We start from the raw sequence: 19,969 nt of genomic DNA on the forward strand, positions 1-19,969 counted from the left end.
TCCGGGGTGGCCGTTGCCGACCTTCTCGACGGCGTCAGCCGCGAGCACCCGTGCGGTGTCCACCGCGCGATCGTCGATGGGATCCCAGTGCAGAGTTGCCACGAGGTGCAGTTCCTTCCGTTCGTGACGGCGACGGGGAACCGATCGGCCCCCACCCGCCGAGGACGTTGCGGCGCGGTATCGCCGGGCGTGCGACCCGGGGGATGCCTGAGGGGGAATCGGGGATCGCGACGTCAAGCGCGCAATCCTCAGTATATGGAGTTCGTGACCCGCGATGACGGGGTATGACTCACACTCGAACATGCCGCGTGTGAGGCTTCGAACGGTGCTGCCCTGGGTGCCGTGCGCGATGGCCTAGAATCATGGGGAGGGCGGCGCGGGGCCCGGCGATGGTTCGCGCGCGCGCTTCGGAAGAGGAACGATGCAGGCAGCCGTAGAAACCCGTGACGCCCGACCGGCGATGACCGTTCGGCGCAAGCTCGCCGCCTACCTCGCGCTCACCAAGCCGCGCGTGATCGAGCTGCTGCTCGTCGTCACCGCACCCACGATGATCCTCGCGAAGCAGGGCCTGCCCGACCTGTGGCTGCTCATCGCGACCCTCATCGGCGGGGCCATGAGCGCCGGCTCCGCCGGGGCGTTCAACTGCTACATCGACCGCGACATCGACCGGGTCATGAAGCGCACCCAGGGGCGTCCGCTCGTCACCGGCGAACTCACCGACCGCGAGGCGCTCGTCTTCGCCTACGGGCTCGGCGCGGCATCCATCGTCTGGCTCTGGGTCTTCACCAACTGGCTGGCCGCAGCGCTCTCGCTCGCCGCCATCCTGCTGTACGTCGTCTTCTACAGCCTGATCCTGAAGCGCCGCACCGCACAGAACATCGTCTGGGGCGGCATCGCCGGCTGCATGCCCGTGCTCATCGGCTGGGCCGCGGTCACCGGCGACCTCAGCTGGCCGCCGTTCATCCTGTTCCTCATCATCTTCCTCTGGACGCCGCCGCACTACTGGCCGCTCTCGATGAAGTACAAGGCCGACTACGCGGCAGCCGGCGTTCCCATGCTCGCGGTCGTGCGCGGCCGGGCGCAGGTCGGTCTCCAGGTCATCCTGTACGCGTGGGCGACGGTGGCGTGCTCGCTGCTGCTCATCCCGATCGCCGACATGGGGCTCGTCTACTCGGCGGTCGCCGTCGTCACGGGCGTGTGGTTCATCTACGAGACGCACCGCCTCTACAACCTCGCGATCCGGCACGAGCAGGTCTCGCCGATGCGGGTGTTCCACGGCTCGATCGCCTACCTGTCGCTGCTCTTCCTCGCGGTCGGCATCGACCCGCTGCTGCCCTTCTAGCTCCCACTCCCCGCAGGGTCTTCGCCGCAACTTCGGAGATCGCCACGTTCTCGGGCGATCCACCGCGTTCCGTCCGAGGTTGCGGCGATCGCCGATTCTGTGGTGCCGCTGACTTCTCCTCGACAGGTGGTCGAGAGGGCTGAAGCATCCACAGATCGGATGCCACGAGCTCGCGCCGACCGCGGCGCCGACACGATCGGGGGATGCTCGATCTCGACCGAATCATGCACCGCTCCGACGGCGTCGCCAGAGTGACCGCGCTGCAGGCGGCCGGGCACAGTCGGCATCAGCTGCGACGCGCACTCGACGACGGTCGGCTCATCCGTGTGCGCCGCGACTGGGTCGCGCTCCCCGGCGCGGACACCGAACTCGTGAGCGCGGTCCGCGCAGGCGTCGTCATCTCGTGCGTCTCACGGGCGAAGCAGCTCGGGCTGTGGCTGCTCGGGGATGACGGTGTGCACGTCGCGGCGAGTGCGCACGGGGCCGTACCGCGGATCAACGGGAAGGTGCACTGGGCGCAGCCCATGGTGCCGAGGCATCCCGACGCGCTCGTGGATCCAATCGAGAACACGCTCGTACTCATCGCCGGGTGCCGACCGTTCGAGCAGGGCCTCGTCGTGTGGGAGTCGGCGCTGCGCCGCGGCCTCGTCACTCGCGAGGCGCTCGAACGACTGCCTCTCGGTCCGAAGGCACGGAGGCTGCTCGAGGCCGCGCAGCCGTACGCCGACTCAGGGCTCGAGACACTGTTCTTCTCGAGGCTCCGCTGGCTCGACGTGCGGATCGTGCCCCAGGCGTGGCTCGAGGGGCACCGTGTCGACTTCCTCATCGGCGACCGGCTCGTGGTGCAGATCGACGGCGGACACCATGTCGGACCGCAGCGCGACGCCGACAACGCGCATGATGCGGCCCTGGTGTTACGCGGGTTCCACGTGCTGCGGTTCGGCTACCGGCAGATCGTCGACGACTGGCCGTCGGTGCAGCACGCGATCACGCGGGCGGTGGCGCAGGGCCTGCACCGGCGCTGAGAGTGCTGCAGGTGAGGAGATCGCCGCGATTTCGGACGAGGTCCGCTCGTGGCATCCGATATTGCGGCGAATACCGAGATCGTGGCGATTCAGGCGGCGGATGCCTCGGCAGCGACGGCTGCCTCCGTCGCCGCCGCGGCGACCGGGCGCTTCAGGCGCAGGATGACGACGGTCATCGCCGCGGCGGTGAGGGCCGCGAGCACCATGTGCACGCCGACCGCGAGCACAGGCAGTCCGTTGCGCGCCTGGTAGAGCCCGACGCCGATCTGCACGAGCTCGATCGCGAGGAGCGCGATCGACCAGCGCAGCGTCGGAAGACGGTCGCGCCAGGCGGCGATCACGAGCGCGAGCGTCAGGGCGAAGAGCAGGTAGCCCGGCCACGCGTGGACGTGCTCGAGGATCTCCGCATCGAAGCCGGTGCGCCCGGCGTCGGCGTCGCCCGAGTGCGGGCCCGAGCCGGTGGTGAGCACGCCGACGATGATCGAGATCGCGAGCACCGCGCTCGTCGCGTGGGTGAGGCCCGCGTACCAGGCCGGGACGGCGCGCTCGCGCGGGCCCGGCCGCTCGGGCATGCGGGCGAGGAACGCGGCCGTCACGCACACGAGTGCGAGCGAGGAGACGTAGTGGAACCCGACGATGAAGGGGTTGAGGCCCGTCCACACGGTGATGCCGCCGACGATCGCCTGCGCGACGATGCCGAGTCCGACGATGAACGAGAGGACGAACAGGTCGCGGCGCTCGCGCCGGATGCGCCACACGAGGAGGAAGACGATGAGCGCGACGATGCCGACCACGCCGGTCATGAGCCGGTTGCCGAACTCGATGAGCGAGTGGTAGGTGAGCTCTTCGGTCGGTACGAGCGACTCGGGCGTGCAGGTGGGCCAGGTCGGGCAGCCGAGGCCTGACCCGGTGAGGCGCACCGCGCCGCCGGTCGCGATGATCGTCACCTGTGCGATGAAGGAGGCCCAGGCGAAGAAGCGGAGTGAGCGGGGCACGCGGGTCGTTCCTGATCCGGGTCGCTCTGTGACGGGGCTGGGAGTCCGGCCCGATGTCACTGCGACCCTATAGACTTGAGTGGTTGGCGCACCTGCTGCGACGCGCGTTCGCGCGGCAAGCGGGCACCAGCCATCTTAGGTTCGCACTGGAGCCACCCGCACATCACACCCCCTCACCGAGTTCCTCGACTGGCACGGGGGATGAGCCGGACTGATAGCCGGTTGCACGGGAGGAGAAGAGGAAGAGTATGACGGACGTACTGATCGACCGCCCCGAGCTCGAAGGGCTCGGCAACTACGAGTTCGGTTGGGCCGACTCCGATGCTGCGGGGGCCTCGGCCCGTCGCGGCATCTCGGCAGAGGTGGTAGCCGACATCTCGCGGCTGAAGAGCGAGCCCGAATGGATGCTGCAGCGCCGCCAGCGGGGTCTGCAACTCTTCGAGCGCAAGCCCATGCCGACCTGGGGCGCCGACCTGTCGGAGATCGACTTCGACAACATCAAGTACTTCGTCCGCTCGACCGAGAAGCAGGCCCAGACCTGGGAGGACCTGCCCGACGACATCAAGAACACCTACGAGCGACTCGGCATCCCCGAGGCCGAGCGCCAGCGCCTCGTCGCGGGCGTCGCGGCCCAGTACGAGTCCGAGGTGGTCTACCACCAGATCAACGAAGAGCTCGAGCGCCAGGGCGTCATCTTCATGGACACCGACACCGCGCTGAAGGAGCACCCCGAGTTCTTCGAGGAGTACTTCGGCACCGTGATCCCCGCGGGCGACAACAAGTTCGCCGCGCTGAACACGGCGGTCTGGTCGGGCGGCTCGTTCGTCTACGTCCCGAAGGGCGTGCACGTCGAGATCCCGCTGCAGGCGTACTTCCGGATCAACACCGAGAACATGGGCCAGTTCGAGCGCACGCTCATCATCGCCGACGAGGGCTCGTACGTGCACTACATCGAGGGCTGCACCGCCCCGATCTACAAGAGCGACTCGCTGCACTCGGCCGTCGTCGAGATCATCGTGAAGAAGAACGCCCGCGTGCGCTACACGACGATCCAGAACTGGTCGAACAACGTCTACAACCTCGTCACGAAGCGCGCCACGGCCGCCGAGGGCGCCACCATGGAGTGGGTCGACGGCAACATCGGCTCGAAGGTCACGATGAAGTACCCGTCGATCTTCCTCATGGGCGAGCACGCCAAGGGCGAGACCCTGTCGGTCGCCTTCGCCGGCCCGGGCCAGCACCAGGACGCCGGCGCGAAGATGATCCACATGGCGCCGTACACGCAGTCGTCGATCGTCTCGAAGTCGATCGCCCGCGGCGGCGGCCGTGCCGGCTACCGCGGCGAGGTCCGCGTCGACGCGAACGCGCACCACTCGGCGAACAGCGTCGTCTGCGACGCCCTCCTCGTCGACACGATCTCGCGCTCCGACACCTACCCCGCGATCGACATCCGCGTCGACGACGTGAAGCTCGGGCACGAGGCGACGGTCTCGAAGGTCAGCGAAGAGCAGCTCTTCTACCTGATGAGCCGCGGTATCGACGAGACCGAGGCGATGTCGATGATCGTGCGCGGGTTCATCGAGCCGATCGCACGCGAGCTCCCGATGGAGTACGCGATGGAACTCAACAAGCTCATCGAAATGGGCATGGAAGGATCGGTGGGCTAGGAGTGACCGCCGCAATGACCAGCACAGCTATGCCCACGGCCGAACAGCACGGCCTCGTCGCACACTCGGACGGCGCCTTCGTGCCCGTGCAGACGCGCTCCGAGCGTTTCCGTTCGACGAACGTCGAGGAGTTCGCCCCGGTCAACGGTCGCGAGCACGAGTGGAAGCTCTCGCCCGTCGCCGCCTTCGCCGACCTCACGAGCGGCGACCTCGACGGCTCGCGCCTCGAGATCGCGACGACCGAGGCGGCCGGTGTCTCGTACTCCCACATCGCCCGCGACGACGCCCGCATCGGCTCGGCCGGCATCCCCGAGGAGCGCGCGAGCGCCAACGCGTGGTCGAGCTTCGACGAGGCGTTCCTCGTCTCCGTCACCGGTGAAGACGAGAAGACGGTCGTCGTGACCCGCTCGGGTCTCGGCACCGCGCCGCGCGCCGCGCACACCGTGATCGAGGCGGCACCGAACAGCCGCGCACTCGTCGTCCTCGAGGGCACGGGCGCCGCCCGCCTCAGCGAGAACGTCGAGATCCTCGTCGGCGACGGGGCATCCCTCACCGTCGTCTCGCTGCAGGAGTGGGACGACGAGGCCGTGCACCTCTCGAGCCAGTTCGCGCGCCTCGGCCGCGACGCGTTCCTCAAGCACATCGTCGTCTCGCTCGGCGGCAAGGTCGTCCGGGTGAACCCGTCGACCCACCTCGCCGAGCAGGGCGCCGACATCGAGGCGCTCGGCCTCTACTTCGCGGACGCCGGCCAGCACCTCGAGCAGCAGGTGTTCGTGCACCACGACGCGCCGCACACCAAGAGCCGCGTGACCTACAAGGGCGCGCTCCAGGGCGAGGGCGCGCGCACCGTCTGGGTCGGCGACGTGCTCATCGGCCCGAAGGCCACGGGCACTGACAGCTACGAGCAGAACCGCAACCTCGTGCTCACCGACGGCACCCGTGCCGACTCGGTGCCGAACCTCGAGATCGAGACAGGCGACATCGAGGGCGCGGGCCACGCGTCGGCGACCGGTCGTTTCGACGACGAGCAGCTCTTCTACCTGATGGCCCGCGGAATCAGCGAGGACGAGGCCCGTCGCCTCGTCGTGCACGGCTTCCTCACCGAGATCGTGCAGAAGATCGGTTCGCCCGAACTCGAAGAGCGCCTCACCGCCGCACTCGAGACCGAACTGCAGGGGAGCTGACGTGGCATCCACCCGTGTCTGCGCACTCGACGACCTCGTCGAGAACCAGGCATCCCGCTTCGTCCTCGACGGCGTGCCCATCGCCGTCGTGAAGGACGCGGCCGGAGACGTCTTCGCGATCGGCGACACCTGCACCCACGGCGACATCTCGCTCTCCGAGGGCTTCGTCGAAGACGACACGCTCGAATGCTGGGCGCACGGCTCGCAGTTCTCGCTGAAGACCGGCAAGCCGCTCACCCTCCCGGCCTACGAGCCGGTCCCCGTCTACCAGGTCGAGATCCAGGGCGGCGACGTCCTCATCGACCCCGCGGTCACGCTGACCGTCTGACCCACACTTCTCCGGCCCGGAACGGCCGGCAACCGAAAGAGATACCCCAGAACATGTCAGTGCTCGAGATCAAGAACCTGCACGTCAACGTCGAGACCGAACAGGGCACCCGCGAGATCCTCCGCGGCGTCGACCTCACCATCAACGAGGGCGAGATCCACGCGATCATGGGCCCCAACGGCTCGGGCAAGTCGACCCTCGCCTACACGATCGCGGGTCACCCGAAGTACACGGTCGTCGAGGGCGAGATCCTCTTCGACGGCGAGGACGTCCTCGAGATGTCGGTCGACGAGCGGGCCCGCGCCGGTCTCTTCCTCGCGATGCAGTACCCGGTGGAGATCCCCGGCGTCACCGTCACGAACTTCCTCCGCACCGCGAAGACCGCGATCGACGGCGAGGCGCCCTCGGTCCGCACCTGGGTGAAGGACGTCCGCGAGTCGATGGCGAACCTGAAGATGGACAAGGCGTTCGCCGAGCGCAACGTCAACGAGGGCTTCTCGGGCGGCGAGAAGAAGCGCAACGAGATCCTCCAGCTCGAGCTGCTCAAGCCGAAGTTCGCGGTGCTCGACGAGACCGACTCGGGCCTCGACGTCGACGCGCTGAAGATCGTCTCCGAGGGCGTCAACCGTGCGAAGGCGAACACCGGCCTCGGTGTGCTGCTCATCACGCACTACACGCGCATCCTCCGCTACATCAAGCCCGACTTCGTGCACGTGTTCGTCGCCGGCCGCATCGCCGAGCAGGGCGGCCCCGAGCTCGCCGACCGTCTCGAAGAAGAGGGCTACGACCGCTACCAGGTCGCCGAGTCGGCTTCGGTCGCGTCGGTCCCGGCCGAGTAGGGCGCGGGTAGACTCCCACCATGGTCACCTCACTCGCACCTGAGCGCTACGAGCAGGTCGAAGAAGCGCTGAAAGACGTGATGGACCCCGAGCTCGGGGTCAACATCGTCGACCTCGGCCTCATCTACGACCTCGGCTGGGACGACGAGAACGACGCCCTCGTCATCCACATGACGCTGACGAGCGCCGGCTGCCCGTTGACCGACGTCATCGAGGAGCAGACCGCTGAGGCGCTCGACGGCACGGTCGACGCATTCCGCATCAACTGGGTGTGGATGCCGCCGTGGGGTCCCGAGCGGATCACCGACGACGGGCGCGACATGATGCGTGCCCTCGGGTTCGCGATCTGACGCGAGTCACGACGAAACGGATGCCCCGTGCAGCAGTGCTGCACGGGGCATCCGCCGTTTCACCGGGGGTTCTCCTCGTCGAGCCCCCGGCGTGCGAGCAGCGCGTCGATCGAGGGCTCCCGCCCGAGGAGAGCGCGGATCGACTCGCGCGGGTCGCGTGAGCCGCCCGGCTCGAGGACCTCGCGGCGGAATCGTTCGCCGTTCTCGCGCGTCGCGCCGCCGTGCTGCTCGAACCAGGCCATGAGGTCGGCGCCCGGCACCTCGCTCCACACGTACGAGTAGTAGCCGGCGTCGTAGCCGCCCGCGAAGACGTGGGCGAAGTACCCGCTCGAGTAGCGCGGCGGGATGAGCGGGTCGGAGAGGCCCGCGGCGGTGAGGGCCGTGCGCTCGAACCCTTCGACGTCGTCGACGGCGATCGACTCGGCCGCGGCAGGCGAGAGCCGGTGCCAGGCCTGATCGAGGACGGCGGCGGCGAGGTACTCGCTCGTCGCGAACCCCTCGCCGAAGGTGCGCGCCGCGACGAGACGTTCGACGAGGTCGCGGGGGAGCGGTGCACCGCTCTCGTGGTGCACGGCGTAGCGTCCGAGGATCACGGGGTCGAGCGCCCAGAGCTCGTTCACCTGGCTCGGCAGTTCGACGAAGTCGCGGAAGACGTTGGTGCCGGCCCGGCTCGGGAACTCGACGCGCGCGAGGAGGCCGTGCAGCGCGTGGCCGAACTCGTGGAACAGGGTCTCGGTCTCGTCGAAGGTGAGCAGCGTTGGATCGCCGACGGGCGGCTTCGCCACGTTGAGGTGGTTGACGACGACGGGCAGCTCGCCGCTGAGGTCCGACTGCGCGACGAGCGAACTCATCCAGGCACCGCCGCGCTTCGTGTCGCGGGCGTAGAGGTCGAGGAGGTAGAGCCCGACGGGAGTGCCGTCGGCCTCGCGCACCTCGAAGACCCGGGCGTCGGGGTGGTGCGCGACGAGGTCGTCGCGTGTCTCGAAGCGGAGGCCGTACAGTCGATGCGCCGCTTCGAACACCCCGTCGACGAGCACTCGCTCCGCCTCGAGATACGGGCGCAACGCGGTCAGGTCGACGGCGTGGCGTTCGGCGCGTTCGCGCTCCGCGAGGCGCAGCCAGTCGGATGCCTCGAGGCGACGGAGTCCGTCGCGTTCGGCCCGTTCGGCGAGGAGCGCCGCTTCGCGGCGGGCGGCGGCGACGGCGCGCGGCACGAGTTCTTCGAGCAGGCCGGCCACGGCCTCGGCTGAGCCGGCCGTCTCGTCGGCCGTGACGGCGCTGGCGTGGTCGGCGAAGCCGAGCAGGGCGGCGCGGGCCGCGCGGAGCCGCACGATCTCGAGGAGCGTCGTGCGCGTGTCGTGCGGCCCGCCCGAGGTGCCGCGCCCGCGCGAGGCGGTGAGGAGCCGGTCGCGCACCTCGGGGGAATCGAGCTCGCTGAGCGCCGGCTGCTGGGTCGGCAGCACGAGTGGGATGAGCCAGCCGTCGAGGCCGCGGGCTGCGGCGGCGTCACGGCCGGCCGCCGTCGCAGCCGCATCGAGTCCGGCGAGCTCGCTCTCCTCGCGAAGGTGCAGGGCACGAGCGTTGCCGTCGGCGAGCAGCAGTTGCTGGAAGTCGGTGGTCAGGCGTGCGAGACGCTCGTTCAGCTGCGAGAGTTCGGTGCGGCGGGCGGTGTCGAGCCGAGCCCCCGCGAGCACCGCCACGCGGTGGCGTCGGCGCAGCAGATACGCGCGGGCGGGCAGGAGCTCCAGCTCGCGTCCGTCGAGCCGCTCGACGAGCGCCTCGAGGCGTGCGAAGATCCGCGGGTCGAGCAGTTCTTCGTCGCGCAGTGCGGCGAGCCTCGGCGCGAACTCCGCGTCGAGGGCGTCGATCGCGGTGTCGGCGTCGGCGGCGGCACGGTTCTCGAACACGGGCACCACGCGCCGCAGCAGCGATCCCGCGCGCTCGAGCGCGACGACGGTGTTCTCGAAGTCCGGTTCGTCGGGGCAGGCGGCGATCGCGGCGATCTCGGCACGGTGCTGGGCGATGCCGAGTTCGAGCGCTTCGCGGAAGTGCTCGGCGCCGATGATCGCGAACAACGGCAGCCGGTACGGCAGTGGGCTCGCTTCGAGGAGCGGATTGTGTGCGGCCTCGCTCATCCGAACACCTTATGACGCCGGGCGCGCGGAGCGAGGAGCGCGCGCGTAGGCTCGGGATATGTCGAACCGGAGCCCTGCGCGCGACACCTATACCCACGGTCACCATGCGAGCGTCCTGCGCATCCACGCCTGGCGCACGGTGGAGAACTCGGCGGCGTACCTGGCGCCGCACCTGCATGAGGGCGCGAACGTGCTCGACGTGGGCAGCGGCCCCGGCACCATCACGCTCGATCTCGCCCGCCGGGTGCGCCCTGGCCGAGTCCTCGGCATCGACGCCTCCGCCGAGGTCGTCGCGCAGGCGAACGGACTCGCCGAGAGCGAGGGCGTGCGCAACGCGTCGTTCGAGGTCGGCGACGCCTACGGGCTCGACGCCGACGACGACACGTTCGACGTCGTGCACGCCCACCAGGTGCTGCAGCACCTCGCACGCCCGGTCGACGCGCTGCGCGAGTTCCGGCGGGTGCTGAAACCGGGCGGGCTGCTCGCCGTGCGCGACGTCGACTACGGCGGGGTGATCTGGAGTCCGCCGTCGGCGGGGCTCACCCGGTGGCTCGAGCTCTATCACGACGTCCACGAGTGGAACGGCGGCGACCCGCACGCGGGTCGTCACCTGAAGCGCTGGGCGAAGGAGGCCGGCTTCGGCGAGATCACCGCGAGCGGCACGACGTGGGTGTTCGCCTCGACGCTCGAACGCGAGTGGTGGGGCGGCTCATGGGCCGAGCGCGCCACCGAGTCGCAGTTCGCCGCGCACGCCATCGAGTCGGGTCACTCGAACCCCGATGAGCTGCGTTCGATCGCGGAGGCGTGGCGCGACTGGGCCGCCGACGACGACGGATGGCTGCTCATGCCGCACGGCGAGATCCTCGCCCGCGCCTGAGACCGCGGGAGTACTGCGGTGATCGCGCCGCCGCGCTCACCAGTCCTCGTCGTCGTCGTGCGCGTCGACGATGACGTCGCGCACGACGGTGCCGTCGTCGAGCTCGGCGATCGGTCGCCCCTCGAGCCAGGTCAGGGTCCAGTGGCGTCCGGCGCCGTTGCCCGCGAACGCCGTCTCCGCGGCGGCGATGCGCGGGCGCAGCTCGGCAGGCACCGAGACGGGCGGCTCGTCGCCGAACGCCCAGCGCGTGCCGAGCCGCATCACGCGCCCATCTCGTAGGTGACCCAGCTGGTGCGGGTCGCGAGGGAGTCGTAGAGCCGCTGCGCCGACTCGTTGTCGGCGGCGGTGATCCATGCGACGCCGCCGTGGCCGATCTCGGCGGCGCGGGCGTGCACGAACTCGATGAGTGCGCGCCCGGTGCCGTTGCCGCGGTGCTCCTCGACGACGTAGAGGTCGTCGAGGTACATGCCGTTCGTCGCGGTCAGCGTCTCGGGCACCTGCCGGAAATGGGCGAGGCCCACCGGCGTGCCCGCCTCGTCGACGGCGAGCGCCGCCTGGAGCGGGTTGTGCTCGTCGCGCAACCAGTTCCAGACGATGAGCGCCTTGGCGTCGTCGAGCTCGGTCTCGTAGAACGTGCAGTACGACTCGAACAACGGCAGCCAGCCGAAGAAGTCGTCGTCACCGGCGAGCCGGATCTCGTTGGTCATGCTTCCCCCTATTCGGACGGCGCCTCGAAGACGACGTCGCGGACGGCGAACTCCTCCGCTTCGGCGAAGACGAGTTCGGTGATGCGCCCCACCGCGCGCAGGTCGGATGCCACGGTCTCGAGCAGTGCGATCGTCGCCGCGGGGGCGGCGATCGTCGCCTGGGAGACCGGGGTCTTCTGCGAAGCCTTGGCGTCGGTCTTCGCCCGGCGGATGCCGGTGAGCGCGAGGCTCGCGAGTTCGAGCAGTTCGCCGGCGGCGTCGCCGCTGGCGGCGAGCTCCTCGGCGGTCGGCCACGGTGCACGGTGCACCGAACCGTCGTGCGACCACCGCCACGCCTCTTCGGTCGCGAACGGGATCACCGGGGCGAAGAGCCGAAGCAGCACGCCGAGCGCGGTCTTCAACGCGGCGACGGCGGAGGCCTGCTCGGGGCTCGGCTCACCGTAGGCGCGCTCCTTCACGAGCTCGAGGTAGTCGTCGCAGAAGGTCCAGAAGAAGGTCTCGGAGACCTCGAGCGCGCGGGCGTGGTCGTAGCCCTCGAGCGCACGGGTCGCACGGTCGACGACCGTGGCGAGCTCGGCGAGCATGCTCCGGTCGACCGGCATGGTGACCGGGGCGTCGGCGGAACCGTCGAAGCCGAGGATGAACTTGGCCGCATTGAGGACCTTGATCGCGAGACGGCGACCGATCTTCACCTGCGTCGGGTTCTGCGGGTCGAAGGCCGCGTCGGTGCCGAGGCGCGAGGAGGCCGCCCAGTAGCGCACCGCGTCGGAGCCGTGCTGCTCGAGCAGGCCCGACGGGGTGACGACGTTGCCCTTCGACTTCGACATCTTCTTGCGGTCGGGGTCGACGATGAAGCCCGAGATCGAGGCGTTCGACCACGGCGCCACGCCGTGCTCGAGCTCGGAGCGGAGGGTCGTCGAGAACAGCCAGGTGCGGATGATGTCCTGACCCTGGGGGCGCAGCGAGTAGGGGAACACGAGGTTCCACAGCTCGGGGTCGCGCTCCCAGCCGCCCGCGAGCTGCGGGGTGAGCGACGAGGTCGCCCAGGTGTCCATGACGTCGTGCTCGCCGATGAAGCCGCCGGCCTGGCCGCGCTGCGCCTCGTCGAAACCGGGCGCGGGCGCCGACGACGGGTCGACGGGCAGCATCGCCTGCGTGGCGACGATCGGCTCGTCGAACACGGGGTCGCCCTGGGCGTCGAGCGGGTACCACACCGGGATCGGCACGCCGAAGAAGCGCTGGCGCGAGACGAGCCAGTCGCCCGAGAGGCCGCCGACCCAGTTCTCGTAGCGCACGCGCATGAAGTCGGGGTGCCAGTCCATCTCACGGCCGTGCGAGAGGAGCCGCTCGCGCAGGCCCTCGTCGCGGGCGCCGTTCGTGATGTACCACTGGCGGGTCGAGACGATCTCGAGCGGCTTGTCGCCCTTCTCGAAGAACTTCACCGGGTGCGTGATGGCCTTCGGGTCGGCGAGCAGTTCGCCCGAGTCGCGGAGGAGCTGCACCACGGCCTGCTTGGCCGAGAAGGTCGTCTTGCCGGCGAGCTCGGCGTAGGCCGCACGGCCCGCCTCGGAGGTGATCGCCTCGGGCGCCTCGGCGATGACGCGGCCGTCGAAGCCGATGATCGCCCGGTTCGGCAGGTCGAGCTCGCGCCACCAGACGACGTCGGTCACGTCGCCGAAGGTGCAGATCATCGCGATGCCGGTGCCCTTGTCCTTCTGGGCGAGGTGGTGCGCGACGACGGGCACCTCGACGCCGAAGACCGGGGTCGTCACGGTGGTGCCGAAGAGCGGCTGGTAGCGCTCGTCGTCGGGGTGGGCGACGAGGGCGACGCACGCGGGCAGGAGCTCGGGGCGGCTCGTCTCGATCTCGATCGTGCCGCCGTCGGGGCGGTGGAACGCCACGCGGTGGTAGTGGCCGGGCTGGTCGCGGTCTTCGAGCTCGGCCTGCGCGACCGCGGTACGGAAGGTGACATCCCAGAGCGTCGGCGCGAGCGCCTGGTAGGCCTCGCCGCGCTCGACGTTGCGGATGAACGCGAGCTGCGAGGTGAAGAGCGCCTCGTCGGCGATGGTGCGGTACGACTGGGTCCAGTCGACGGAGAGGCCGAGCATGCGCCAGAGCGCCTCGAACTGCTGCTCGTCTTCGACGGTGAGACGCTCGCAGAGCTCGATGAAGTTGCGGCGCGAGATCGGCACCTGGTCGGCGGCCTTCGTCGACTTGCCGTCGCCGCCTTCGAACGGCGGCACGAAGCCCTCGACGTAGGGGAGAGTCGGGTCGCAGCGCACGCCGTAGTAGTTCTGCACGCGGCGCTCGGTCGGCAGGCCGTTGTCGTCCCAACCCATCGGGTAGAAGACGTGCTTGCCGCGCATGCGCTGGAAGCGGGCGACGACGTCGGTGTGCGTGTACGAGAACACGTGGCCGATGTGGAGCGAGCCCGACGCGGTCGGCGGCGGGGTGTCGATCGAGTAGAGGCAGTCGCGCGTGGCCGAGTCGCGGTCGAACCGGTACGTCCCCTCGCGCTCCCATGCGCCGCCCCAGACGGATTCGAGGCCTTCGAGAGCGGGCTTGTCGGGGATGCGCGCGGTGTCGGTCATGATGCTCCGGTTCGATATCTACGGCACCGAGTCAGTGATGAGGTGCCTGAATGTGACGCTCCAGCCTAGCGGAGGGCGGCCGGGAATGGCCCGAGCGGCGGGGTGCGCGGCGCGGCGTTCGCCGACGGCGTCGCCGAGGGGCGAGGCGGATGCCTCGTGGTGCGGGCCGCGCGAGCGCTCAGTGCACCAGTCGGGGTGCGTCGGCGACGAGCCGTGCCGTGTAGGGATGGCCGGGCGCGGCGAAGACGGCCTCGGCGGGACCCTGCTCGACGATGCGCCCGTCCTGCATGACGGCGACCCGGTCGGCCATGTGACGCACGACGCCGAGATCGTGCGAGATGAACAGCATCGCGAGCCCGCGCTCGCGCTGGAGCGCGTCGAGGAGGTCGAGGATCTGCGCCTGGATCGTGACGTCGAGGGCGGACACCGGTTCGTCGCAGACGAGCACCTCTGGCGAGGCGGCCAGTGCCCGCGCGATGGCGACCCGCTGCCGCTGCCCGCCCGAGAGGGTGAGCGGGTCGCGCCCGCCGACGGTGCCCGGGAGACCCACCTGGTCGAGCAGTTCGGCGACACGACGAGCCGTCGTCGCACGGCTCGGATGCTCAGCGCCTCTGCCGACCGCGGCGGCACCGTCGACCGCGTCGGCGAGGATCCGCGCGACGCTCCACCGCGGATCGAACGAACTCAGCGCGTCCTGGTAGATCGCGCCGAGGCGCGGGCGCCGTTCTCGTCGCTCGCGCTCGGGGAGGGCCGACCACGGTTCGCCCTCGAAGTTCACCACACCGCGGTCGGGGGCGGTGAGGGCGAGGGCGAGGCGGGCGAGCGTCGTCTTGCCCGAACCCGATTCGCCGACGAGGCCGACGGTCTCGCCGGCGCGCACCTCGAGCGAGACGCCGTCGACGGCGGTGAAGCGCCCGCCACCGGGCGACGGGAACGTCTTCACGACGTCGTCGATGGCGAGCAGCGGCGCGGGGTCGGAGGTGGGCGAGTGGACGGCATCATGTGTCGACGGAGGCGCAAGCGCCACGCCCGCGGAATCGCTCGCGTCGGGGGAAGCGGGGCTCGCCGAGAGTCGCGCCCCCCGCGGCACGTCGGCCGGCACCGCAGCGATGAGCGCCCGCGTGTACGGCTCGCGCGGCGAACCGAGCACCTCGGCCGTCGGGCCCTGTTCGACGACGACGCCCTCGCGCATCACGAGCACCCGGTCGGCGAGCCGGGAGACGACCGCGAGATCGTGGCTGATGAGCAGCACGCCCGTGCCGCGCCCGCGGATCTCGCCGAGGAGCTCGAGCACCCGCGCCTGCACGGTCGCGTCGAGCGCGGTCGTCGGCTCGTCGGCGATAAGGAGCGGCGGGTCGAGCGCGAGCGCCGAGGCGATCAGGGCGCGCTGGCGCAACCCGCCCGAGAGTTCGCCCGAGCGCTGCCGCGCGGCCCGTGCGGGGTCGGGCATGCCGACCTCGGCGAGGAGTTCGTGCACGCGCGTGCGGCGCGCGGCGCGTGGCATCCGTTCGTGGATGCGCAGCGCGTCGCCGATCTCGCGACCGACCGGGCGCAGCGGGTCGAGCGCGACGAGGGCGTCCTGGAGGACGAGCCCGACCTCGCGGCCGCGCACCCGCCGCCACTCGCGCTCGGGGGCGGCGCCGAGTTCGCGACCGGCGATCCGCAGCCGGTCGGCGGTCACCCGGGCGCCGTTGCCGGCCATGCCGAGGAGGCTCCGCGCGGTCACCGACTTGCCCGATCCCGACTCGCCGACGATGGCGACGCACTCGCCCGCGGCGAGCTCGAGCGAGACCCCGCGCACGACCTCCGTGTCGCCGAACGCGACGCGGAGCCCCGCGAGCTCGAGCAGCGGCCCACCGCCGCGCGCGGTCATCGGGCACCCCGTTCGCGGCGGGCGAGCGCGCGACCGAGCACCGTCGTCGCGATCGTGGTGCCGACGATCGCGAGTCCGGGGAACACCGTCATCCACCACGCCGTCTGCAGGTAGGTGCGCCCCGCCGAGAGCATCGCGCCCCACTCCGCGGCGGGCGGCTGCGCGCCGAGCCCGAGGTAGCTGAGCGCCGCCGCCCACACGATCGCCTGTCCGATGCCGAGGGTCGCGAGGACGACGAGCGGCAGCAGCGCGTTCGGCAGCAGGTGGGCGGTGAGGATGCGACGGGGCCGGCGCCCGAGCACGCGCGCCGCCTCGACGTACTGCGAAGAGCGGATCGCGACGAGCTGCCCGCGGATGATGCGGGCGTAGCCCGGCGCCGTCGAGAGGCCGACCGCGATCGTCGCCGTCACCGGCCCGGGGCCCGCGACGACGATGACGAGGAGCGCGAGCAGCAGCCCGGGGAAGGCGAAGAGCACCTCGACGAGCCGGCCGACGCCGAAGTCGACGGCCCTCCCGCCGAAGCTCGCGAGGACGCCGAGCACGAGGCCGAGCGCCAGGCCGATCGCGGTCGCCGTGACGCCGATGAGGAGCGAGGTGCCGGTGCCGGCGACGACGCGGCTGTACACGTCGCGGCCCGACTCGTCGGTGCCGAACCAGTGCGCCGTCGAGGGCGGCTGGAAGGCGTCGGCGGCGGAGATCGCGTTCGGATCCTGCGTGGCGATGAGCGCCGGGAACGCCGTCGCGAGCAGGAGGAACACCGCGAACGCGCCCGCGAGGATCGTGCCGATGCGCGGGCGACCCCGGCGGGGCGCCTCCCGGTCATGGAGGGCTTCGGCGTCGATCGCCGTCTGCCGCAGTTCGAGGTCGCTCATCGGGCGCCCTCCTGCGCGAGCCGCGGGTCGGCGATCCGGGCCGCGAGGTCGGTGAGCACGGTCATCACCACGTAGACGAGGGCGACGAGCAGCACCACGCCCGTCACGACCGGGATGTCGCGGAGCGTGACGGCCTGCAGCAGCGTGCGACCGAGGCCGGGCATGGCGAAGATCGTCTCGACGACGACGGCGCCCGAGAGGAGCCACCCGAGCGCCCACCCCGAGAGGCTGATGCCCGGCAGGGCCGCATGCCGGATCGTGTGACGGAACCGGACGCCGAGGGCGCGCTCGCCGCGCGCCCGCGCGGAGACCACGAAGGGCTGGCGCATGGCGTCGAGGAGGCTCTCGCGCATGACCTGCGCGAGGAACCCGGCGAGCGGGATCGCGAGGGTCGTGACCGGGAGCACGAGACCGGCGGGCGTACCGGTCGCGACGGGCGGCAACCAGCCGAGCCCGGTGCTGAACATCGCGATGAGCACGCCCGCGAGCCAGAAGTGCGGGAGCGCGGCGGCGACGAGCTCGATGCCCTGCCCGAGCGCCGAGGCGACGCGCCCCCGGCCCGTCGACCAGAGCGACAGCGCGAGCGCGAGCACCCAGGCTGCGGCGAGCGCGAGCAGCGCGAGCAGCATCGTGCCGCCGATCTGCGCGCCGAGGAGTTCGGCGACGGGCACCTTCAGCGTGTATGAGGTGCCGAGGTCGCCCGTGATGAGACGCCCGAGCATCGCGAAGTACTGCAGGACGAGCGGCTGGTCGAGCCCGTAGTCGCGACGCACCTGGTCGAGCGCCTCCTGCGAGGCCTGCGATCCTGGGCCGCCGAGGATCGCCTGGGCGGGGTCGCCGGGGATGAGCCGGATCGCGAAGAAGGTGAGCGTGGCGACCGCCCACAGCACGAAGACGGCGCCGCCGAGCAGGACGGCCGCATGGCGACCGGCCCGCCCGCGGCGCCGCGCTTCGTCTGCCGACGGGCCGGGCGTCATCTTCAGCCGGCGAGCCAGGCGTCGGAGAAGCTCGGCGTCGACACCGTCGGCAGCGCGCGGACGCCCTGCACCTTCGTCGAGAGCAGGAAGCTGTTCTGCTGGTCGTAGAGCGGCAGCAGGTAGTGGCCGCCGAGGATCAGCTGCTGAGCCTCCTCGTACTGCGCGGCACGCTCGACCGGGTCGCTCGTCGACGCGGCCTCGGTGAGGAGGGCGTCGATCGCGGGGTCGTTCACCTGGGCGAGGTTCGCGAAGTAGCCGCTCGGCGCGGGCGTGATGCTGTCCGAGTGGTACAGGATGCGCAGCACGTCGGGGCCGACCTTCGTGTACGGGGCGCTCACGATCTCGTACTCGTGCGCGAACAGTGCGCCGTACCAGCTCGACAGGTCGAGGAGCGAGATCTGCACGTCGAAGCCCGCGTCCTTCGCGGTGGCCTGCACCTGCTCGAAGAGCGACTGCTCGGCCGGCACCGACTGGTTCGTGCTCACCGGGAACCGCAGGGTGAGGCGCGCGCCGTCCTTCATGCGCGTGCCGTCGTCGTCGCGTTCGGTCCAGCCGGCTTCGTCGAGGAGCGCGTTCGCCGCGTCGAGGTCGGTCTCGAAGAGGTCGGGCTCCGAGTACGAGACGGCCTCCACCGAGGACAGCGCCGAGTAGGAACGCTCCGCGGTGCCGAAGTACAGCGCGTCGATGCCGTCGTTGACGTCGACCGCGGCGATGAACGCCTCACGCACGCGCTCGTCGTCGAACGGCGCCTGCGAGGAGTTCAGTTCGATGCGGTTCGATGCGCCGGGGCGGGGTGCGTTCAGCCACGTGAGGGAGTCGCTGCCCTCGGCCGCGGCGATGGTGTCGGGCTGCGGGTTGTCGATGACGTCGACCTGGCCGCCCTGCAGTGCCGCGTAGCGCGAGGCCGCGTCGGGCACGAAGCGCCAGTCGATCGCCTCGAGGTACGCGGGGCCCTCGTGCGCGGCGTCGGCCGGCGGCGAGACGTAGTCGTCGTTGCGCACGAGCGACACGCGCTCCTGCTTCACCCAGCCGTCGACGACGAAGGGGCCGGTGCCGATCGGGGCCTGGCAGTTCTCCTCCATGCCGCGGGCGAGGCCCTCGGGCGACTCGATCGCGAGCCACGGCTGCGAGAGCGACTCGAGCAGGGCGCTGTCGGGCGCGGTGAGCACGAAGCGGGCGACGTCGGGCGCGACGACTTCGACGCGGTCGACCTTGCCGAGGGCGAGGTACCCGGTCGACGACTGGGTCTCGGGGTCCTTCAGGTGCTCGACGTTCGCCTTCACGGCCTCGGCGTCGAAGGGCGTGCCGTCGGTGAAGGTCACGTCGTCGCGGAGCGTGAACTCCCAGCTGAGGCCGTCGGCCGCGGCCTCCCACGACTCGGCGAGCCACGGGATGATCTCGCCCGACTCGTCGCGCGAGACGAGCGATTCGAGGAACTGCGAGGCGAGGAGCGCCTGCGGGTAGTTGCCGCCGACGTGCGGGTCGAGGCAGCTCGGCTCGGCGTCGCCCGAGGCATAGCGCAGGGTGCCGCCGGCGACCGGCTCGTCGCTCGCGGGCGTCGCGGCCGGCTGGCAGCCGGTCAGTGCGACGGCGCCGGCGAGGGCGACGGCGACGAAGCCGAACACGCGGGTTCGGCGGGCGGGGAGGAGGGCAGTGCGCATCGGAGTCCTTGCAGCAGATGGGGGAGAGCGGCCGGACGACGGCGGCCACGGTTCATCCTGACATCGGCCGGATGCCACGACAAGCAACTTGTTCGCATAGAAATAGAACAATAGAATCTTGAGGTGCTCATCCGGCTCGACCCGACCCGCTCCACCCCGCTCGCCGAACAGCTCTCCGCCGGCCTGCGCGCCTCCATCATCGACGGCCGGCTCTCCGGCGGCGAACGCCTCCCCGCCGCCCGCGCGCTCGCCGCCGACCTCGGCGTCAACGTGCACACCGTGCTCCGCGCCTATCATCGCCTCCGCGACGAGCGGCTCATCGAGCTCCACCGCGGCCGCGGCGCCGTCGTCGCCGTCCGCATCGGCGGCCACGCCGCGCTCGCCGGCGCCGTCCACGACCTCGTCGACGAGGCGAAGGGGCACGGGGTCGCCGAGGGGGCCCTCCTCGAACTCATCCGCGAGGCGTACCGGCAGGCGCCGCACACCTCCGGCGTCGTGCGCCCAGCGCCGACACGGTATTCTTGAGCGCAACGACATCGATCCGGC

Annotated in this window: 18 protein-coding genes; 9 read left to right on the forward strand and 9 right to left on the reverse strand. The window is 70.8% G+C overall.

Going from position 1 to position 19,969, the window contains the following annotated elements:
• The first annotated feature begins 421 nt into the window (after nt 1-421).
• Both ACFVTX_RS16905 and ACFVTX_RS16910 read left to right on the forward strand, forming a co-directional pair.
• The gene (locus ACFVTX_RS16905) at nt 422-1,342 is read left to right on the forward strand and encodes a heme o synthase (RefSeq protein WP_386902172.1); all 921 of its coding nucleotides are present in this window, start codon (nt 422-424) and stop codon (nt 1,340-1,342) included.
• A 203-nt stretch (nt 1,343-1,545) separates the two neighbouring features.
• Nucleotides 1,546-2,367 (forward strand): DUF559 domain-containing protein, encoded by an 822-nt coding sequence (locus tag ACFVTX_RS16910; protein WP_386902174.1) that lies wholly within the window; start codon nt 1,546-1,548, stop codon nt 2,365-2,367.
• Nucleotides 2,368-2,456: 89 nt separating this feature from the next.
• Here the strand turns inward: ACFVTX_RS16910 and ACFVTX_RS16915 are convergent, their stop codons facing one another.
• On the reverse strand, nt 2,457-3,362 hold the full coding sequence (locus ACFVTX_RS16915) for a heme A synthase (RefSeq protein WP_386902176.1): 906 nt from the start codon (nt 3,360-3,362) through the stop codon (nt 2,457-2,459).
• 248 nt (nt 3,363-3,610) lie between these two features.
• Here ACFVTX_RS16915 and sufB point away from each other — a divergent pair, with 248 nt between their 5' ends.
• From sufB to ACFVTX_RS16940, 5 genes are read left to right on the forward strand one after another with little or no spacing between them, the layout of a single operon-like run.
• Nucleotides 3,611-5,029 carry a Fe-S cluster assembly protein SufB gene (gene sufB / locus ACFVTX_RS16920; protein ID WP_386902178.1) on the forward strand — a complete coding sequence of 473 codons (1,419 nt, stop codon included), beginning with the start codon at nt 3,611-3,613 and terminating at the stop codon, nt 5,027-5,029.
• Nucleotides 5,030-5,043: 14 nt separating this feature from the next.
• Entirely contained in the window at nt 5,044-6,213 is a 1,170-nt protein-coding gene (sufD, locus tag ACFVTX_RS16925; RefSeq protein WP_386902180.1) for a Fe-S cluster assembly protein SufD, read from the forward strand.
• Nucleotide 6,214: 1 nt separating this feature from the next.
• Entirely contained in the window at nt 6,215-6,541 is a 327-nt protein-coding gene (locus ACFVTX_RS16930; protein WP_386902182.1) for a non-heme iron oxygenase ferredoxin subunit, read from the forward strand.
• 53 nt (nt 6,542-6,594) lie between these two features.
• Nucleotides 6,595-7,380: a Fe-S cluster assembly ATPase SufC gene (gene sufC / locus ACFVTX_RS16935; protein WP_386902184.1), complete on the forward strand. Its 786-nt coding sequence runs from the start codon at nt 6,595-6,597 to the stop codon at nt 7,378-7,380.
• Nucleotides 7,381-7,400: 20 nt separating this feature from the next.
• Nucleotides 7,401-7,730: a metal-sulfur cluster assembly factor gene (locus ACFVTX_RS16940; RefSeq protein WP_386902186.1), complete on the forward strand. Its 330-nt coding sequence runs from the start codon at nt 7,401-7,403 to the stop codon at nt 7,728-7,730.
• Nucleotides 7,731-7,789: 59 nt separating this feature from the next.
• Here ACFVTX_RS16940 and ACFVTX_RS16945 read toward each other — a convergent pair whose 3' ends face one another.
• Nucleotides 7,790-9,865, reverse strand: a complete 2,076-nt coding sequence (locus tag ACFVTX_RS16945; protein WP_386902187.1) for a M3 family metallopeptidase — start codon at nt 9,863-9,865, stop codon at nt 7,790-7,792.
• Between the two features lie 58 nt (nt 9,866-9,923).
• Here ACFVTX_RS16945 and ACFVTX_RS16950 point away from each other — a divergent pair, with 58 nt between their 5' ends.
• Nucleotides 9,924-10,742 carry a methyltransferase domain-containing protein gene (locus ACFVTX_RS16950; protein WP_386902189.1) on the forward strand — a complete coding sequence of 273 codons (819 nt, stop codon included), beginning with the start codon at nt 9,924-9,926 and terminating at the stop codon, nt 10,740-10,742.
• Nucleotides 10,743-10,778: 36 nt separating this feature from the next.
• Here the strand turns inward: ACFVTX_RS16950 and ACFVTX_RS16955 are convergent, their stop codons facing one another.
• The 7 genes from ACFVTX_RS16955 to ACFVTX_RS16985 form a co-directional block, all read right to left on the reverse strand.
• The gene (locus ACFVTX_RS16955; protein ID WP_386902191.1) at nt 10,779-11,003 is read right to left on the reverse strand and encodes a hypothetical protein; all 225 of its coding nucleotides are present in this window, start codon (nt 11,001-11,003) and stop codon (nt 10,779-10,781) included.
• Nucleotides 11,003-11,449: a GNAT family N-acetyltransferase gene (locus ACFVTX_RS16960; protein WP_386902193.1), complete on the reverse strand. Its 447-nt coding sequence runs from the start codon at nt 11,447-11,449 to the stop codon at nt 11,003-11,005. Before ACFVTX_RS16960 ends, ACFVTX_RS16955 begins: the two co-directional genes overlap by 1 nt.
• A gap of 8 nt (nt 11,450-11,457) precedes the next feature.
• On the reverse strand, nt 11,458-14,040 hold the full coding sequence (gene valS / locus ACFVTX_RS16965) for a valine--tRNA ligase (protein ID WP_386902194.1): 2,583 nt from the start codon (nt 14,038-14,040) through the stop codon (nt 11,458-11,460).
• A 178-nt stretch (nt 14,041-14,218) separates the two neighbouring features.
• A complete protein-coding gene (locus ACFVTX_RS16970; protein ID WP_386902196.1) occupies nt 14,219-15,913 on the reverse strand; it encodes a dipeptide ABC transporter ATP-binding protein in 1,695 nt (564 codons plus the stop codon).
• Complete coding sequence (locus ACFVTX_RS16975) at nt 15,910-16,785, reverse strand: ABC transporter permease (RefSeq protein WP_386902198.1); 876 nt, start codon at nt 16,783-16,785, stop codon at nt 15,910-15,912. Before ACFVTX_RS16975 ends, ACFVTX_RS16970 begins: the two co-directional genes overlap by 4 nt.
• Nucleotides 16,782-17,762, reverse strand: coding sequence for an ABC transporter permease (locus ACFVTX_RS16980; protein WP_386902200.1), 981 nt, complete (start codon nt 17,760-17,762; stop codon nt 16,782-16,784). The genes ACFVTX_RS16975 and ACFVTX_RS16980 overlap by 4 nt, the downstream gene beginning before the upstream one ends.
• Nucleotides 17,763-17,764: 2 nt before the next feature.
• Nucleotides 17,765-19,423 carry an ABC transporter substrate-binding protein gene (locus ACFVTX_RS16985; RefSeq protein ID WP_386902201.1) on the reverse strand — a complete coding sequence of 553 codons (1,659 nt, stop codon included), beginning with the start codon at nt 19,421-19,423 and terminating at the stop codon, nt 17,765-17,767.
• 123 nt (nt 19,424-19,546) lie between these two features.
• Here ACFVTX_RS16985 and ACFVTX_RS16990 point away from each other — a divergent pair, with 123 nt between their 5' ends.
• Complete coding sequence (locus tag ACFVTX_RS16990) at nt 19,547-19,948, forward strand: GntR family transcriptional regulator (RefSeq protein WP_386902203.1); 402 nt, start codon at nt 19,547-19,549, stop codon at nt 19,946-19,948.
• Nucleotides 19,949-19,969 lie beyond the last annotated feature (21 nt).

Source organism: Agromyces sp. NPDC058136 (assembly GCF_042884375.1).
Classification (GTDB): domain Bacteria; phylum Actinomycetota; class Actinomycetes; order Actinomycetales; family Microbacteriaceae; genus Agromyces.

Excerpts from the sequence above, each read along its gene's own strand:
- ACFVTX_RS16905 (WP_386902172.1), top strand. The coding sequence starts at position 422 with ATGCAGGCAGCCGTAGAAACCCGTGACGCCCGACCGGCGATGACCGTT.
- ACFVTX_RS16910 (WP_386902174.1), top strand. The coding sequence starts at position 1,546 with ATGCTCGATCTCGACCGAATCATGCACCGCTCCGACGGCGTCGCCAGA.
- sufB (WP_386902178.1), top strand. The coding sequence starts at position 3,611 with ATGACGGACGTACTGATCGACCGCCCCGAGCTCGAAGGGCTCGGCAAC.
- sufD (WP_386902180.1), top strand. The coding sequence starts at position 5,044 with ATGACCAGCACAGCTATGCCCACGGCCGAACAGCACGGCCTCGTCGCA.
- sufC (WP_386902184.1), top strand. The coding sequence starts at position 6,595 with ATGTCAGTGCTCGAGATCAAGAACCTGCACGTCAACGTCGAGACCGAA.
- ACFVTX_RS16940 (WP_386902186.1), top strand. The coding sequence starts at position 7,401 with ATGGTCACCTCACTCGCACCTGAGCGCTACGAGCAGGTCGAAGAAGCG.
- ACFVTX_RS16945 (WP_386902187.1), bottom strand. The coding sequence starts at position 9,865 with ATGAGCGAGGCCGCACACAATCCGCTCCTCGAAGCGAGCCCACTGCCG.
- ACFVTX_RS16950 (WP_386902189.1), top strand. The coding sequence starts at position 9,924 with ATGTCGAACCGGAGCCCTGCGCGCGACACCTATACCCACGGTCACCAT.
- ACFVTX_RS16955 (WP_386902191.1), bottom strand. The coding sequence starts at position 11,003 with ATGCGGCTCGGCACGCGCTGGGCGTTCGGCGACGAGCCGCCCGTCTCG.
- ACFVTX_RS16960 (WP_386902193.1), bottom strand. The coding sequence starts at position 11,449 with ATGACCAACGAGATCCGGCTCGCCGGTGACGACGACTTCTTCGGCTGG.
- valS (WP_386902194.1), bottom strand. The coding sequence starts at position 14,040 with ATGACCGACACCGCGCGCATCCCCGACAAGCCCGCTCTCGAAGGCCTC.
- ACFVTX_RS16970 (WP_386902196.1), bottom strand. The coding sequence starts at position 15,913 with ATGACCGCGCGCGGCGGTGGGCCGCTGCTCGAGCTCGCGGGGCTCCGC.
- ACFVTX_RS16975 (WP_386902198.1), bottom strand. The coding sequence starts at position 16,785 with ATGAGCGACCTCGAACTGCGGCAGACGGCGATCGACGCCGAAGCCCTC.
- ACFVTX_RS16980 (WP_386902200.1), bottom strand. The coding sequence starts at position 17,762 with ATGACGCCCGGCCCGTCGGCAGACGAAGCGCGGCGCCGCGGGCGGGCC.
- ACFVTX_RS16985 (WP_386902201.1), bottom strand. The coding sequence starts at position 19,423 with ATGCGCACTGCCCTCCTCCCCGCCCGCCGAACCCGCGTGTTCGGCTTC.